The organism is Kribbella ginsengisoli, assembly GCF_039537185.1.
In the GTDB taxonomy this organism is placed as follows: Bacteria; Actinomycetota; Actinomycetes; order Propionibacteriales; family Kribbellaceae; genus Kribbella; species Kribbella koreensis.
In genome coordinates this window covers 1-15,295 of record NZ_BAABAA010000032.1, presented here as the reverse complement: position 1 = coordinate 15,295, position 15,295 = coordinate 1, and the positions used below count along the sequence as shown (strand labels likewise).

Sequence of the window (15,295 nt, the reverse complement as noted above, 5' to 3'; positions counted from 1 at the left end):
CATCAGCTGGCAAGACGGCGGAGTCACCAGCCTCACCAACCTCGTCCTGCTCTGCCGCGTCGACCACAACTCACTCCACGACGGCCACTGGACCATCACCATCATCAACAACCAGGTCCAGGTCACCCGCCCGTCGTGGGCCGACCCGCCACCCCGAAACACCGGCCGAAAACTCAACCAGCCCAGCACCACCCCCGCCACCGCACCCGCGCCGACGGCCACTACCCCCTGGGTCCCGTCAACCGCCACGGCCGCACCACCGACAAGCGCGGATCCCCAGCCACCAGCTCCACCGTCTGCGACAGACGCACAGCCTGGCCCGGGCACACGGTCCGCGACGGAGGCACGGTCTGGCGCGGGCACGCGGTCTGGCCAGGACACACGGTCTGCTATGGACACAGGCTTTGGTCGGGACACACGGCCGGGTCCGGGCGCACAGCCCGCCACGAAGGGACGGTCCGGCCCGGGTGCATCGTCGGCGATGGTTGACGCCGATCCCTGGTCTGAGTTGCCAGGGGCGGATACGACACCTGCGAGTGGTGCTGGGCCTTGGTCTGCAGATGATGCTGAGGATTGGTCTCCATCGACCGGCGCGGGCACGGCAGCCGCGGCGGCGGACGCTGGCTCCTGGATGCGGCCGCCGGCGGCTGACGAAGTACCGGTGAACACCGGCACTGGCACTGACTCCGGCACCGGCTCTGGCTCCGGTACCGGGGCAGGTCACGAGGCTGGGGCGGCGGCTGCGCCAGGTTCGGCATTGGCTCGGGAGTGGAGTTGGTCTTGTCGGGATGAGGTCCCGTGGGGCGCTGGCGAGGACAGTGCTGGTGTCGATCCGTGGGGCGACGGCTCGCCAGCTGCGGGTACTTCGACTGGGGTAGTTGGATCGGCCAGCACGCCTACTCGGAGCTGCGCCGGTGGCGGCACCGTCCCGTGGGCCGCACCCGAGGAAGCAGCCGCGTTTGACCCGTGGGCTGAGGCTGACAGCGCCTGACACCAGCCGCAACAGCGCCTGAGGCCAGCGGCAACAGCGCCTGAGACCAGCCGCAACGGCGCATGAGACCAGCGGCAACAGCGCCTGAGACCAGCCGCAACGGCGTCTGAGACCAGGTGCAACGGCCGGCCTGCCATTGCGATCGGACATCTTGTCGACGACCGAGGTTTCGGTCGTGAGGTGCGCAGGTGGGGCTGGGTGTGGAGTGTCTTCGCCTGGTTGCCGTCGGGCATTTCGATCGTTGGTTGTTCGCTCAGGGGCATGGCTCGCTTTCTGCAGCGGCAGAGGCTGGGCACAGGATCCACCTGTGCGCCGCTGGTGCGACAACGGCTGTCTCGGCAGTGGCGAGCTGCTCCAGCGACTGGACCGCGTAGAAGTTCCCGCCGTACGCGAGCCGAGGTGGCGGCGACTGCTGACGGGTATGACGTGACCGCGTCGTGCCACCGCGCAGTGTTGAGGCTCGTCCGGAGTTGGCGGTACGGGTCCGCACGTTGCGCGGCATCAGGGGACATCAGATCGGCGCCGACTTCGGGCTGGGGTTGGCCTTGTCGCGACGACGTCCTGTGAATCGCGACGACGTCCTGTGGGTCGCGATGACGTCTCGTGGGTGGCGGCGACGTCTTGTGGGTGGCGGCGACGAGACTGTGGGGGCGAAGGGTGGGTGACAGGACTGGCGGTACGGCGGCGTCGTCTGGGGGGCTCGGGGGTGGTGCCAATCTCGCGCGGAGTCAGTCCGGTCCCGATGTCTCCTCTCTCGCTGCGAGCGAGGCTGTGGCGTTCGACCCCTGGGCGGACAGTGTCAGACGCCGGGCACCAACCGGACTGCCCGGCATTCGGTAACTACCTCTTGGATCCACGACTGCTAGGGATGCGAGAGGCTTCTGGCAGGAAAACTATTGGTACGACCGTCGCCAGGCGAACGACTGGCGCCCCGATCCTCAGGACGGCGCAGGAGCCGACTGTTCGTGGGCGTGAGGTCGAACGGCTTGTGGTGGCGGACTAGGCCGAGCCCAGGGGGAGGAGCGGCAGATGGCTGGTTGGTTTGGGGTTCACGACCTGGGAGGTGAGCTTCATACTGCAGACGATCGGTGTGGCGTTGGGGGTGGGGAATGGTGTCTGGTGGTCGTGACCCTAAGGTTCCTCGGGATCCGGAAGGGGCTGTGGCGGGGGAGATTCTGCCGACGCCCGCGGACGAAGCGGCTCAGGCTGTGATGGGGTGGCTGGTGGAGCATCCCAGTACCGATGCGGGGACGGTTCGGATTCTCAGGGATCGCGAGACCGTGGTCGTGTATTGGAAGGGTGCGCCGCCGGCTGAGTTGAAGCAGGTCGTGGCGAGTCAGGTGGTGCCGGTGGCGATTCGCAACGCTGTCTACAGCCGAACTGAACTCGTAGCGGCTGCGTGGGCGCTGATGAGAGCCAACAGGGGTGTGGTGAATTCAGCTGGGCCGAACAGTGACTTCACCGCGGTGGGGTTCACGATCAGGCCCGATGCGCCGGAGTCGGCGGTGGAGGCGGTGCGGGCGGGGAGTGCGGTGCCGGTGGAGTTTCGGGGAGTTGAGGACATCAGGAACGCGGGTGGACCTGATGGGAGCGGGCGGCCTGTCTGGCGCTGACTTTTCAGGGCAGCGCCAGACGACGGCGGTGTTGGTCAGTGGGTGACTGTGAGGGTTGTGGCCAGGTCGTTGGTGCCGGTGGTGGGGTGCCAGGTGTTTTGGTTGGCTAGGCGGATTGAGTATTCGGGACGGTTGGGGAGTTGGGGGTCGGCGATTTTCAGGAGGAGGCGGTAGGTGCCGGGGGTGGGTGGGGCGGGGAGGTTGAGGTTAAGGGTGGTTGTGGTGCCGGGGAGCCAGCGCCTGGGGTCCGTGGGGACCGGGGTGGTGTAGGTGTGGTGGGCGCCTTGGAAGATGAGGGTGACCTTGCGGGGGTTGTAGGGGCTGGCCCAGCCGTCGTTGCGGATGTTCAGGGTGATGGGGAGGTTGCGGCGGGGGCGGCTGGAGGTGGGGTAGGTGCCGTTGACGAGGGTGAAGCGGTAGCCGAGTTGCTTCTTGGCAACCGTTAGGCCGTCGGCCCAGGTGTCCAGCACGTCGTGGTTGTAGTCGGTGTTGAGGAACGAGAAGTGCAGGCGGGCCATTTCCTCGGAGGCTGAGGGCCAGTCGGAGCGGGGAGAGTTCACGGCGCAGGTCTCGCCGCCCTGGGGGAGGTACTTGCTGTCTTGGGCTACGAAGTCTTTGTCCAGTTGGATCGGGTCGCTCAGGTAGGTGCCGAAGTCGTCGGGGCTGGCCAGGAAGCAGTCGTTGTGGTGGCCGATTCGGGCCAGAGGGGTGCCGTTGTAGGCCTGGTCGGCCGTTAGGGCACCGGCAGTGCCGGTCGGTACGCCGTACGTGCGTTGCTTCATGTATGGGGTGCGGACCTGGATCATCCGGTCGCGGGGGAGTGCTCGGAGCAAGGCGTCGGTCACGGCCTTGCGATCGGCCCAGTTCTGGTCGGTGACGATGCTGGGGTCGGTCGGGTCGGAGAAGTGGTCGGTGTAGTAGCCCTCACCCCAGAGGCCGATGAAGCCTTCCTGGACCAGCTCGATGACGTCGGAGTTCTGGCGCAGGATCGGGGTGAGCTGGTTGATGTGCTTCAACACCCGGGCCAGGGGTGCGTCGCCGTACGGTGTGGGTGGCGGCCAGCCTTCGCCGGGGAGGGCGTAGGCGAAGCGGACGATCGCCTTGACGCCGGCGGCGCGGATGGTGGTGAAGTCGGCGCGGACCTTGTCCAGGTAGGCCTTGTCGAGCCTGTCCTGGCCGGCGAACTTCTCCAGGTAGAAGACGCGCAGGATCTGGGTGATGTTCTCAGACGTGCGGAAGTTGCGCAGGGTGGTTGCGTCGAGCGGGACATAGCCGGAGCCGTCGGCGTAGTAGTGCGTCTCGGTGTGGTGGTAGAAACCGCGCTCAGGGTTGGCGATGACATCGGTGGAGGCGGTGTAGGTGCGAGTGGTCGTTCCGTTGCCATGGGCAACGGCGGCCTGGGTGGGGAGGGCCAGGCTCAGTAGAGCGATGGCGACGGAGAGCTGTCTCAGGCGGGGCCGGTTCACGATGGACTCCTTGAAGGCTAGCTGACGGTGATGGTGCGCAGGAGCGAGTTCATGCCGGTCGCCGCTTCCCAGGTGGACTGGTTCGCGAAGCGCACGGAGTACTCGGGGCGGCTGGACAGCTGTGGGTCGGGGAGGTTGAGGAGCAGGGCGTACGAGCCGACAGGGAGGCTCGAGGGAACGGTGAGGGTTTGCGAGATCGTGGTGGTCGCGCCGGCCGTCCACTTGCGGGGGTCGGTGTTCAGGGCGAGTGCTGTCACAGCGCCGGTCGACGTGTTCCGTAGTACGAGCTGGACGGGACGTGGGTTGTACGGCGTCGCGAAACCGCTGTTCTGCAGGGTGATCGAGATCGGAAGGCTGCCGCTGCGGGTGGCGGTCGTCGGGAGCGTGCCGGTCTGCAGGGTGAAGCGGTAGCCGAGGCGCTTGGTGATGTCCGCGAGGCAACCGCCGGTGTTCCACGAGTTGAGGACGGTCGGCTCGTAATCGGTGTTGATGAAGGACCAGTGGAAGCCGGCGAGTTCAGACAGAGCCGTCGGACAGCTCGACCGCGGCGGGTTCGAGCCACACGTCTCGCCACCCATCGCGACGTACGACGTGTCGGACTGCAGATAGGGATACTCGACCGAGGTGTTCTCGTACGTCCCGAAGTCGTCCGGACTGGCCAGGAAGCAGTCGTTGTGGTGACCGAGCCTGGACAACGACGATCCGTTGTACGCCGAACCGGCCGCGACCGGCGACGTCGAGTACATCGTCCGCTTCATCTTCGGCGTCCGCAGCTGGACCATCCGGTCCGACGGCAGCACGCTGAGGATCTTGTCGACGACCGCCTTCCGATTGGCCCAGTCGGCCGAGCTGACCGTGCCCGCGTTGCCGAAGTTCTGCGTGTAGTACCACTCACCCCAGGCACCGATGAAGCCCGCCTGCATGACCGCGATGACGTCCTTGTTGCCGCTCAGGTACGGCGCCAGCTGATCGAGGTGCGACTGCACCCGGCTCAAAGGCGCGTCGTCGCCTGCCGTCGAGGTCGTATACGCGAACCGCAGCACCATCTTGAGCCCAGCGGCCCGGACGGTCGTGAGCTGCTGCTGGAGCTGATCCAGCGCCGACTGCGCGATCGCGGAGTTCTTGTACTCCGCGAGGTAGAACACGCACATCACCAGCGAGATCCCCTGGCTGGTCCGATAGCTCTGCAGCGTCGACAGCGAGAAGTCCGTCTTGTCGCAGTCACCGGTGTGGTGATAGAGCCCGCGCTCGGGATTCGCGAAGTTGTCGGTCGCCGCCGGGTAGGTCACGTCACCCGAGCCGCCGCCCCCGCTGTAAACCTGCGTGTACTTCGCCGACGTCTCCAGCGGCGACTCCACCTGGAACACCAGATCGGCATCGTTCGGCGTTGCGGTCTCACCGATGCTCGAGCGATTCACCGTCCAGCGAGCGACTCCGCCGGTGTTCGAGAAGGTGACCGCCCCGACCAGCGTCCAGCTCCAACCGCCGCCGTTGTGGTGGTACAGACTCCCGTTCTCCAGCAGGTAGTCAGCACCGACCCCACCCGTTGCGAAGCCGGTCGACGCACTCCGATCCGCGTCGATGTAGGTCCGCGCGTACGTCGGTGCGCCGGTGAAGCCGAACTGGTACGTGACAGTGGTCGCGGTGTTCGTCGCGGACTGGCCGCTGATCGTGGCGTAGGCGGGAGACGTGATGGCAAGGGCGGCGAGCAGGCTGCCGGCGACGGCAGCGGCGAGCGTCTTCAGAGACCTCATGGGCGGTAGGTCCTCCAGTGAAAGGGGTCAGCCTTTGATTCCAGATGTCGCGATGCCCTGGATGAACTGGCGTTGCAACAACGTGAAGATCGCGATGATGGGCAGCGACGCGAGCAGCGAGCCGGCCATCAGGACGGGGTAGTCGGTCTGGAACTGCCCTTGCAGGGAGGCGAGTCCGGCCGAGAGTGTCATCTTGTCTGGGTCGGTGTTGACCACCAGCGGCCAGAACAGGTCGTTCCAGGACCACAGCAGGACGAGCAGAGCCAACGCGACCAGCCCCGGCCGGGCCAGCGGCAAGACGATCGACCAGTAGATCCGTACCGGCCCAGCGCCGTCGATCGCCGCGGCCTCCTCGAGCTCCCTCGGCAGCCCGAGGAAGAACTGGCGCAGCAGGAACACCCCGAAAGCACTGAACAGCCCCGGTACCACCAACGCCTGCAGCGAATTGAGCCAACCCAGCGACGACATGATCTGGTACTGCGGAATGATGAACAACTGCGGCGGAACCATCAGCACCGACAGCAGAACGCCGAAGAGAATGTTCCGGCCGGGGAACCGCAGCCGCGCGAACGCATAGGCGGCCATCGAGCAGAACAGCACCTGCCCGATCGTGCGCAGCCCAGCCATCAGCACCGTGTTGAGGAACTGGTGACCGAACGGAAGGACCTGGAAAACCTTGCTGTAGTTGTCCCACCGCCCCTCCGGCAACAGCGACGGCGGGACACTCGTCGCACTGCTCAGCGACTTGAGCGACGTGATGATCTGCCAGACGAACGGCGCCACCATCGCCAGCGCCGAGGCGATCAGGATCGTGTGCACCGGGGCGTTCTTGCTACGCATAGTGCACCCACCTCTTCTGGAACCGGAACTGGATCGCGGTCAGCACGACGATGAGGAGCAGCAGCATCATCACGATGGCGGCCGCGTAGCCACGGTCGTTGGTGACGAAGGCCCGGTCGTAGAACAACTGGACGACGGTCTCCAGCCGGGGGAACGCCGGGTTCGCCCGAGCGCCGGCGCCTGCCCCAGCCATCACGTAGACCAGGTCGAACAGCTGCAGCGACCCGATCACCGACACGACCGACACGAAGAACGCGGTCGGCGACAGCAGCGGCAGGGTGACGTGGAAGAACTGCCGCCACGGCCCGGCGCCATCGATCGCGGCAGCCTCGTAGTACTCCTTGGGGATCGCCTGGAGTCCGGCGAGGAAGATGATCAGGTTGTAGCCGACGCTGGCCCAGATACCGACCACCACCAGCGCATACAGGGCGGTCGCGGGATCGGCCACCCAGTTCGGACCGTCGATCCCGATCAGCGACAGCAGGTAGTTGATCAGCCCGTAGTCACCGTTGTAGAGCCACCGCCAGACCATCGCGATCGCGACCGGCATCGTCACGACGGGCAGGAAGAACAAGGTCCGGTACAGCCCGACGAACCGCATGCCCTTGCGATTGAGCAGGACCGCGAAGCCGATCGCCAGCGGGATGCTGAGCAGCCCGAGCCCGGTGTAGGTGAGCGTGTTGACCAGCGCCCGGCCGACCTCGGGGTCGCTGCCCAGCCGGCGGTAGTTCTCCAGGCCGGTAAAGGTATGGCCGCCGAACGCACCCCACTCGGTCAGCGAGAAGTACGCGGTCTGCAGCACCGGCCAGAGGTAGAAGATCGCGATCCCCAGGCCTGTGGGAGCGATGAACGCGTACCCCCACAAGGCCTCCTTGACGGATCCGGGTCGCCGCATCTCACTCCTTGGCGAGCAGCGAGTTCATCGCCTGCGCGAGGTCGGTGGCGGCCTTGTCGGTCGGCTCCTCACCGGTCCAGGCCTTGGTGAGGTACGTGAGCTCCGCCTCGTTCCAGGCGGCCGTGTTCTTCGAGACCGGGAACGGTACGGCGTAGCTGACCGAGTCGAGGAAGGTCTGCAGCTTGAGCTCGGGATGCGCCTTGACCCAGGCGGTCTGCGTTCCGTTGTACGCCGGGATCGGACCCTTCTGCCCGAGGATCTCGGCCGCGTCCTTCGAGCCGAGGTACTTGACGAACTCCCACGCCTGGTCGGGGTGCTCGGTCTTGCCCGAGACGACGTTGGCGACCCCGTGGATGATGGTCGCCTGCTTCTCACCGCGGGGGAGTGGCGCGACGTCGACCTTGCCCTTGGTGTACGCGTTCGCGGTGAACTCCGAGACGTTCCAGGAGCCACCCCAGTACATCGCGATCTTGCCTGCCTCGAAGAGCTGGATCGGGGTCGTGTCGGTCATCGTCTTCAGGTCGGGCGACTGCTTGTTCTTGATCAGGTCGGTCCAGAACGTCAAGCCGGCAATGGTTTTCGGGTCGTCGTACCCGGACTTCTTGCCGTCCGGCGAGATCACATAGCCGCCGGCCTGGGCGATCGTGTCGTACTGGTACTCCTGGAAGCTGCCCAGCTGGGCGGCCGTGCCATAGATGCCCTTCGACGCGTCGGTGAGCTTGGCCGTGGCGTCCTTGAAGTCGGCCCAGGTCCAGTCGTCCTTCGGATACGGGACCTTCTTGGCGTCGAAAAGCGTCTTGTTGTACCAGACGCCGACGGTGTCCATGTCCTTCGGCAGTCCGTACGGCTTGCCCTCGAAGGTGTAGAGGTCGGTGAGCGGCTTCGGGTAGACCGAGAGGTCGGCCTGGCCGGGCATCGGCGCGATCACCTTGTTGGACGCGTACAGCTGGAAGTTCGGGCCGTTCATCCAGAAGACGTCCGGTGCGGCGCCGCCGGTGACGGCGGCCTTGAGCTTGGTCCAGTAGTCGGCCCACGGGGTGAGCTGCACCTGGACGGTGATGTTCGGATGGGTCTTGGTGAACTCGGTGGCGAGGGCCTCCATCACCGGTTTCTGGTTGGCGTCCCAGACGCCGTACGAGAGCGTGACCTTCGCGTTCGGGTCGGCGGCCGATTTGTCGTCGCCGCCACCCGAACAGGCCGAAACCGCTAGTAGCCCGCCGAGCAGCAGCGCGCTCAGCCTCTTCGACAATCGCATCCTGGGTCCTCCAGACAACATCCCGGTGATTGGGACTAATCATGGAGTCCATTGAAATTATGTCAAGGGGTTGGCGCCTTCGGACATGCTCGTTTCCACTTGTTCGAGCGCCAAACGCACCGCTCCGAGCACTACCCCCTCGTCGCCGAACGTCGAGATCCGGATCTCCGGCGTCCGCAGACACCACCGATCGAGCTCCCCGCGCAAGCCGTCGATCACCACATCGGCGGAGCGGGAGAATCCGCCACCGATCACCAGCAGTTCAGGGTCGAGGGTCAGGATCAGAGCTGAAACCCCCACGGCGATATCCCGGGTATACCGCCGGACGGCCTTGGTGGCAGCTCGATCGCCGCTCCGGGCGGCCTCGAACACATCGCTGAACTCATCTGCCCCGCCCCGCCCCTCATCGCGCTCGCCCGCCGCGGCCGCGCCGGGCCGGGCGAGCGAGGTGGGATTGGGGCGGGCAGGCGCGGTGGAGCTGCCGGTGGCAGGCGTGGTGCGGGTGCTGCCGGTGGTGAGCCCGCGATCGGTGCTGCCGCCGGCGGGTCGGGTGCCGGCGTTGCTGGCGGTCCAGGCTCGGAGGTGGTCGGGGGCTTTGAGCCAGCCGACGGCTGGGAGGGCGCCGATTTCGCCGGCGGCGTTGGCGAAGCCTCGGTGGAGTTTGCCGTCGATGATGAGGCCGGTGCCGGTGCGGACGCCGGCCAGCAGGAAGACGACGTCTTTGGCGTAGCGGGCTACGCCTCGCCAGGACTCGGCCAGGGCGGCCAGTTTGCTGTCGTTTTCGACTCGGATCGGGGCGGGGACCAGGCGGCGCAGGTGGTCCGCGAGGTCGACGCCGGTCCACTCGGTGAGGGAGTCGGAGAGCATGACTTTGCCGGTGCCGTCGACGAGGCCGGTGGTGGCCACGCCGGTCGACCAGATCTGGTCGGGGGTGGTGTCGGCGCCGGCTAGGGCGGCGACCACGCAGCGGTCGATGGCGGCCAGGCGGTCCTTGCGGCCGAGTTCGGGCGTCACCGCGACCGTCGCGGAGTGCAGCACCTCGCCGTCGAGGTCGGTGACCAGGGCGCGGATCGTGTGACCGCCGATGTCGACGCCGAGCACCCGTCCGGCGTCAGCGCGGAACCGGTACCGCCGCGCGGGTCGCCCGACCGTACCGGCGGTCGGCTCTGCCTCGGCCACCCAGCCGCGGCCGATCAGCTCCCGGATCACGTCCTCCGTCGAGGCGCGGGACAGACCGGTGCGCTTGGCCAGCTCGGTCAAAGTCAGCGGCTTGTCGTCGCGCAGCGCCCTGATCGCCGCCATCGCGTTGAGCTGCCGCAGTCTGGACAGGTCGCCACCGCTCGGTTCCTCGGTCATCGTCCACCCCTTGAGGTTCGTCGCGATCAGTGCCAATAATGATGGACTCCTTTATATCTCGGGGAAAGGAATCCATGACAAGCGTGACTCTAGCCCTGGTCGGCGGCGGACTCCGCGGACAGCTGTACGCCCGGAGTGCCGTCGCTTCCGGGACAGCCCGGGTGACCGCCATCGCCGAGCCCGATCCGGGGCGGCGGACGGCACTCGGTGCGGAATTCGGCGTACCGGCCGATCGCCGGTACGCCGATTGGGCCGACCTGGCCGATGCCGGCCGGCTGGCGGACGCCGCGATCATCGCCACGCAGGACCAGCTGCATACGGCTCCGGCCGTGCGGCTGGCGGACCTCGGGTACCACCTGCTGCTCGAGAAGCCGATGGCGACGACCGAGGCCGAGGCGACTGCGATCGCGGCAGCGGCCGAGCACAACGGGATCATCCTCGCGGTCTGCCACGTGCTCAGATACACGCCCTACACCCGGATGCTGAAGGAACTGCTCGACTCCGGGCGGATCGGGCGGCTGGTGAACGTCCAGCACCTCGAGCCCGTCGGGTGGTGGCATCAGGCGCATTCCTTTGTCCGCGGGCATTGGCGGCGGTCGGACACGTCGGCGCCGATGCTGCTCACGAAGGCGTGCCATGACCTCGACTGGCTGGTGCATCTCTTCGACGCGGTACCGACGCGGGTCAGCTCGTTCGGCAGCCTGTCCCACTTCAAGGCGTCCGAGCGTCCCTTGGGCGCTGCGCTGCGTTGCCTCGACTGTCCGCTGGAATCCACGTGCCCGTACTCCGCGAAGCGGCTCTATCTCGACTGCCTGGCCGACCCGGATCGGCACTACTGGCCGTTGGGTGCGGTGACGGACGAGCGCACCGAGGCGGGTGTGCTCGAGGCGTTGCGGACCGGTCCGTACGGGCGGTGTGTCTATGCGTGTGACAACGATGTTGTCGATCATCAGGTGGTGAATCTGGAGTTTCCCGATGGCGGCACGTGCTCGTTCACGATGAGCGCGTTCACGCCGATGGAGCATCGCAGGACAAGGCTTCTCGGCACGCACGGGTTCCTCGACGGCGATGGGCAGACGATCCGGTTGGTGGACTTCCGGACCGGTGAGGAGGAGCTGCTCGCAGTACCGGAGGCCGATGGTGACGGGCATGGTGGTGGGGATCAGGAGTTGACTGCGACGTTCCTGCGCGCCGTACAGACCGGCGACCCGACCTTGCTGCCCACTGATGCCGGCGCCAGCCTCGCCACGCATCGGGTGGTGTGGGCCGCCGAGCAGGCCCGAACGAGCGGCACGGTGGTCACGCTGACCGCCTGAAAGCCGCTCGGATGCGAGCTATCGTTGGAGGGCACGGATCGCTCGAGTTTGGTGAGGCCGGCCCGGATCTACCCCGCCGGTGGCATCGATCCGTGCGGGGAGTGGACATGATCCTCGACATCGTCTTCATCGCGGTCCTCCTCGGCCTGATCGGCGCGGCGCTGAGTATGCGCGTCGTGAAGCAGTTCGAGCGTGGCGTCGTCTTCCGGTTCGGCCGGGTGCAGCCGGAGATCCGCGGTCCGGGGCTGGCCATGCTGGTGCCGATCGCGGACCGGTTGCAGAAGGTCAACATGCAGATCGTCACGATGCCGGTGCCGGCGCAGGACGGCATCACGCGGGACAACGTGACGGTTCGCGTCGACGCGGTCGTGTACTTCAGTGTCATCGATCCGGTCCGGGCGACTGTCGACGTACAGGACTATCTGTCGGCGATCGCGCAGGTGGCGCAGACCTCGCTGCGGTCGATCATCGGTAAGAGCGATCTGGATGACCTGCTGTCGAACCGGGAGCGGCTCAACCAGGGGATGGAGTTGATGATCGACAGCCCGGCGCTCGATTGGGGTGTGCACATCGAGCGGGTGGAGATCAAGGATGTCGCGCTGCCGGAGACGATGAAGCGGTCGATGTCGCGGCAGGCGGAGGCCGAGCGGGAGCGGCGGGCGCGGATCATCACCGCGGACGGCGAGCTGCAGGCGTCGGAGAAGCTCGGGCAGGCCGCTGAGGTGATGGCGGATCATCCGGCGGCGCTGCAGTTGCGTCTGCTGCAGACGGTCGTCGAGGTCGCCGCCGAGAAGAACTCAACGCTGGTACTTCCGTTCCCGGTCGAACTACTCCGCTTCCTGGAACGCTCCACCCCTGCCGAAGCGCCGAAGCCGAAGGCGGTAGCGGAGGAGCCGGCCGCAGCGGAGCCGGAAGCGGCCTCAGCACTGGAAGCTGGCGAAGGCGACGCGCCTCCGCAGGAGCTGACCTCATCGGCTCCGCCGGTCGCGGAGCTGTCGGCCGTGGCTGGACAGCCGGAGCCGGCCGAGAGGAACGGGCAGGCCTAGGTCGAGGTTGCTTGGGCCAGGAGGCCGTCTACTACTGCTTCGATGCCTAGGGCAAAGGTGTCTGGGGCGGCCCAGCTGTCCCAGTGGTGGGCGACGGACGTGAGATGCGGTAGGTCGGCCTCGTTGAGGCGTTCGAAGAAGGCGTCGAAGTCGGGCGGGGTGGCCTTGTCCTTCGTGCGGGCGCGGACGAGGATCTCGCCGGCCGCGTAGTACCACATGTTGCGGAAGAGCAGGACGGCTTGCTGCGGCGTACAGCCGTGGTCGATCGCGCCGGCCAGGATGGTCTCGACGAACCAGAGGGTGGGCTCGTTGAGCCGCGCGATGAACCCGTCGACGGTCAGCACCTCGGCGGTCCACGGCCAGGCCGCGAGGCTGTCGTGGATCGCGATGGCGGCCGTGATGATCCGGTCGCGCGGCGCGCTGGGCAGCTCGGGGTGCGGGACCTTGTCGAGGTACGCCGAGATCAGCAGGAGCAGCAGATCCTCCTTGTCCCGGACGTGGTGGTAGAGCGTCGTGGGGCCGACCCCCAGCTCAGCGGCGAGCTTGCGGATCGTCAGCTGCTCCCAGCCGTCCCGGTCGATGAGCTGGCGGGCGCCCGCCAGGATCTGATCCTCGCCGCGGTGGCCGTCGTGCAGTTCATGGTGTCGCTGGATCTGTCGGTCGTGAATCTCGGCCTGCCGCAGATCGGCGCCGCCCTCGGCTTCAGCGAAGTCGGCCTGACCTGGGTGATCCACGCGTACGCCCTCACCTTCGGCGGCCTGCTGCTGCTCGGTGGCAAACTCGCCGACCGGTACGGCCGTAAGCGCGTCCTGTTGTCCGGGCTGGCGTTGTTCGGGCTGGCCTCGTTGGCGGGCGGATTCGCGCAGGACGCTGGTCAGTTGGTCGCTGCCCGTGCTGTGCAAGGGATCGGTGCTGCCGCGCTGGCACCGGCCGCGTTGTCGCTCCTGACCTCGACCTTTCCCAGTGGCAGGGAGCGTGCCCGAGCCTTCGGCGTGTGGAGTGCGGTGAATGCGGCGGGTGGCGCGTTGGGGGTGTTGATCGGCGGGTTGCTCACGGAGTATGCGAGCTGGCGCTGGTTGATGTTCGTGAATGTGCCGATGGCGATCGGTGCGTTGGTGATGGCTTGGCGCAGTGTGCGGTCTGATGCCGGCTCGGGGGATCGCGGTCGTCCGGATGTGCTGGGTGCGGTTCTGGCGACGTCGGGGATGGTCTTGCTGGTGTTCGGCGTCGTGCGGACCGACCGGCACGCGTGGGGTTCTGCGGCCACGCTCACGACGCTGGGGATCGCGGTCGCTTTGCTGGCTGCTTTCGTCCACGTGGAGCGGACGACTACTCGCGATCCATTGATCCGGCTGGGATTGTTCGCCAATCGGGCGGTTGCGGGGGCCAACTCGTACAACCTTTTGCTGGGGGCTGCGATGGCGTCGTCGTTCTACTTCGCGTCGCTCTATCTCCAGCGGGTGCTCGGAACTGGACCGGCGCGGACCGGCATCGAGTTCCTGCCGTTTGCCTTCGGAGTGGTGGTCGGGGCTGTTCTGGCGATCAAGCTCGGTAATCGGTTCAGTACCCGGGCACTCTTGGTGATCGGCGGGCTGCTGACGTCGGCTGGGTTCGCTTGGTTCGGGCTGATCAGTGCCGATGGGTCGTTCCATGCGGACTTCCTGGGGCCCTCGATCGTCACGAGCATCGGGTTCGGGATCTGCTTGGGGCAGGTGGTTTCGCTTGCCACGGCAGGGGTTCCGGCGCATGAGTCGGGTACTGCGTCCGGGCTGCTGGCCAGCTCTCGGCAGATCGGGGCGTCTCTTGGGTTGGCGGCCCTCGGTACTGCGGCGCATCGGCGTACCGGCGGGGTTGCCACGCCGGAGGCGCTCAACGACGGCTATGCCCTCGGGATGACGCTCGGCGCCGCTCTACTCCTCGGAGCCGTACTACTTGCCTTCACCATCCTGCGACACCCGACCACCACCACCGACCTCGCACTGACCTCGGCAAGGGGGAGGGATGAGTGACCAACTCGGAGGGAGTGTGGCAGGGCAAGTGCGCCTCTATGTGCCGCGGTTCATCGCGCTACTGCTCCTCCAGTCCTCAACCCCACCTCGCACCGACCCCCGCCCCGAGACTCCGGCCGGTCCCCGAAGACAACGCCCGAACCCCCACCCCATCACCCGCCACCCATGAATCACCGCCTCCGACCCTCAGCCGCCATCGCCCCAGCAACCCCCACGCCCCCAAGCGCCGCCATCCCCGGCGTCCTCAACGAGGCCGGTGCTCCCGCGCCTCGAGAGACGCACGTGCTCCGGCGCCCCCCGAATGAGGCCGCCCCCCGGTGGGCGCGGTCCGCCCGAACCGCCACCCCATCACCCGCCGCCCGTCAACCACCGGCTCCGACGTTTAGCCGCCACCCCCAACGCCGCCGCTCCCGGTGCGCCCGGCGCTCTGCCGGCCCGGCCGGTCCGTCGGCGCATGCGTAACTCGGTGGGTACGCGTTTGCCACCGGCGTGTCGGCCGGTTCGCGCGGGTTGTGCGTGCGTGGCGGCCCGGCAGTCGGCCCGGTGTGGCGAGTTCGTCGCGATGGCTCCGGCGCACGGCTGGGTTGATGTTGCGCGTGGCAGGCGACCGGGTTGGTGTTGCGCGGCACCGGGTGCCGGTGGCGGGGTGGGAGCGTCCGGCAGCGGGGCCGGCTCTTTGCCGGGGTCGCCGTCTTCAGGCTCCTCCGGCGGGAACAGCCAATCGTGGTTCATCTCCCAGACCCACTGTGGTTTG

The 15,295-nt window shown here is 67.2% G+C and carries 11 protein-coding genes; 3 read left to right on the top strand and 8 right to left on the bottom strand.

Annotation, left to right across the window (positions count from 1 at the left end; all coding sequences use genetic code 11):
* From ABD768_RS42745 to ABD768_RS42715, 7 genes are all read right to left on the bottom strand, one after another.
* Positions 1 to 249: hypothetical protein (locus tag ABD768_RS42745; RefSeq protein ID WP_344850682.1), on the bottom strand; the 249-nt coding region annotated here is incomplete at its 3' end.
* A gap of 2,390 nt (positions 250 to 2,639) precedes the next feature.
* Positions 2,640 to 4,070, bottom strand: a complete 1,431-nt coding sequence (locus tag ABD768_RS42740) for a DUF4832 domain-containing protein (RefSeq protein ID WP_344850680.1) — start codon at positions 4,068 to 4,070, stop codon at positions 2,640 to 2,642.
* A 17-nt stretch (positions 4,071 to 4,087) separates the two neighbouring features.
* A complete protein-coding gene (locus tag ABD768_RS42735) occupies positions 4,088 to 5,824 on the bottom strand; it encodes a DUF4832 domain-containing protein (protein ID WP_344850678.1) in 1,737 nt (578 codons plus the stop codon).
* A gap of 27 nt (positions 5,825 to 5,851) precedes the next feature.
* Positions 5,852 to 6,664, bottom strand: coding sequence for a carbohydrate ABC transporter permease (locus ABD768_RS42730; protein WP_344850676.1), 813 nt, complete (start codon positions 6,662 to 6,664; stop codon positions 5,852 to 5,854).
* Positions 6,657 to 7,559 (bottom strand): carbohydrate ABC transporter permease, encoded by a 903-nt coding sequence (locus tag ABD768_RS42725; RefSeq protein WP_344850674.1) that lies wholly within the window; start codon positions 7,557 to 7,559, stop codon positions 6,657 to 6,659. The genes ABD768_RS42730 and ABD768_RS42725 overlap by 8 nt, the downstream gene beginning before the upstream one ends.
* A 1-nt stretch (position 7,560) precedes the next feature.
* The gene (locus ABD768_RS42720) at positions 7,561 to 8,814 is read right to left on the bottom strand and encodes an ABC transporter substrate-binding protein (RefSeq protein ID WP_344850671.1); all 1,254 of its coding nucleotides are present in this window, start codon (positions 8,812 to 8,814) and stop codon (positions 7,561 to 7,563) included.
* Between the two features lie 57 nt (positions 8,815 to 8,871).
* Positions 8,872 to 10,170, bottom strand: coding sequence for an ROK family transcriptional regulator (locus tag ABD768_RS42715; protein ID WP_344850669.1), 1,299 nt, complete (start codon positions 10,168 to 10,170; stop codon positions 8,872 to 8,874).
* A gap of 74 nt (positions 10,171 to 10,244) precedes the next feature.
* Here ABD768_RS42715 and ABD768_RS42710 point away from each other — a divergent pair, with 74 nt between their 5' ends.
* Together ABD768_RS42710 and ABD768_RS42705 are read left to right on the top strand one after the other, a co-directional pair.
* Entirely contained in the window at positions 10,245 to 11,486 is a 1,242-nt protein-coding gene (locus ABD768_RS42710) for a Gfo/Idh/MocA family protein (protein WP_344850667.1), read from the top strand.
* Positions 11,487 to 11,593: 107 nt separating this feature from the next.
* Complete coding sequence (locus ABD768_RS42705) at positions 11,594 to 12,532, top strand: slipin family protein (RefSeq protein ID WP_344850665.1); 939 nt, start codon at positions 11,594 to 11,596, stop codon at positions 12,530 to 12,532.
* On the opposite strand, the gene ABD768_RS42700 is transcribed toward ABD768_RS42705, so the two are convergent.
* The gene (locus ABD768_RS42700; protein ID WP_344850663.1) at positions 12,529 to 13,266 is read right to left on the bottom strand and encodes a TetR/AcrR family transcriptional regulator; all 738 of its coding nucleotides are present in this window, start codon (positions 13,264 to 13,266) and stop codon (positions 12,529 to 12,531) included. The two genes, ABD768_RS42705 and ABD768_RS42700, sit on opposite strands and share 4 nt — an antisense overlap.
* Between ABD768_RS42700 and ABD768_RS42695 the strand changes: the two genes are divergently transcribed.
* On the top strand, positions 13,195 to 14,541 hold the full coding sequence (locus tag ABD768_RS42695; RefSeq protein ID WP_344850661.1) for an MFS transporter: 1,347 nt from the start codon (positions 13,195 to 13,197) through the stop codon (positions 14,539 to 14,541). The two genes, ABD768_RS42700 and ABD768_RS42695, sit on opposite strands and share 72 nt — an antisense overlap.
* Positions 14,542 to 15,295: the final 754 nt, after the last annotated feature.

Bases quoted from the DNA above. Each gene is read 5' to 3' on its own strand.
- ABD768_RS42710 (WP_344850667.1), top strand. From the start codon at position 10,245: ATGACAAGCGTGACTCTAGCCCTGGTCGGCGGCGGACTCCGCGGACAG.
- ABD768_RS42735 (WP_344850678.1), bottom strand. From the start codon at position 5,824: ATGAGGTCTCTGAAGACGCTCGCCGCTGCCGTCGCCGGCAGCCTGCTC.
- ABD768_RS42720 (WP_344850671.1), bottom strand. From the start codon at position 8,814: ATGCGATTGTCGAAGAGGCTGAGCGCGCTGCTGCTCGGCGGGCTACTA.
- ABD768_RS42705 (WP_344850665.1), top strand. From the start codon at position 11,594: ATGATCCTCGACATCGTCTTCATCGCGGTCCTCCTCGGCCTGATCGGC.
- ABD768_RS42730 (WP_344850676.1), bottom strand. From the start codon at position 6,664: ATGCGTAGCAAGAACGCCCCGGTGCACACGATCCTGATCGCCTCGGCG.
- ABD768_RS42715 (WP_344850669.1), bottom strand. From the start codon at position 10,170: ATGACCGAGGAACCGAGCGGTGGCGACCTGTCCAGACTGCGGCAGCTC.
- ABD768_RS42725 (WP_344850674.1), bottom strand. From the start codon at position 7,559: ATGCGGCGACCCGGATCCGTCAAGGAGGCCTTGTGGGGGTACGCGTTC.